At 69.0% G+C, this 478-nt stretch carries 2 protein-coding genes; both read left to right on the forward strand.

What is annotated here, in order from left to right; translation table 11 throughout:
* A partial coding sequence (locus tag DD1DGNOD_RS11895; protein WP_283234683.1) for an aromatic-ring-hydroxylating dioxygenase subunit beta occupies positions 1 to 247 on the forward strand: 247 nt, incomplete at its 5' end.
* Positions 244 to 478: SDR family NAD(P)-dependent oxidoreductase (locus DD1DGNOD_RS11900; protein WP_131770130.1), on the forward strand; the 235-nt coding region annotated here is incomplete at its 3' end. The genes DD1DGNOD_RS11895 and DD1DGNOD_RS11900, both read left to right, overlap by 4 nt.

Consider the following 478-nt stretch of genomic DNA (forward strand, 5'->3'; position numbering starts at 1 on the left):
ATACCCGCACTCGCGCACGAACCATCAGTTCAGCAACGTCGTGGTGGGCGTACGGGAGGGCGACGAGCTGCCGGTCGTGGCGTCCTTCACGGTGTGGCGGTTCCGCAACGGCAAGGCGTCCTACTACGTCGGGAGGTACCACTACCGGTTCGTCGCGATCGACGGACAGCTGCGGATCCGATCCAAGCGCGTCGTCCTGGACATGACGACCCTGCGCCCGGTCGGCGACCTGGCGATCATCCTGTGAGTCTCCCGCTACAGGGTCGGGCGGCGGTGGTTACCGGCGGGGCGACCGGGATCGGTCTGGGAATCGCCCGCCGGCTGCTCGCCGACGGGGCCCGCGTACTGGTGGGCGCACTGCACGCCGAGGAGCTCGAGCGCGCCTACGGCGAGCTTCGCGGTTACGGCACCGGTGCGGACCTGGCCGAACACGTCGGGGATCTTTCTCGGCCGGGTGAGGGCGAGAGGTTGCTGCGTA

The organism is Candidatus Protofrankia californiensis (assembly GCF_900634765.1).
Lineage (GTDB): Bacteria > Actinomycetota > Actinomycetes > Frankiales > Frankiaceae > Protofrankia > Protofrankia californiensis.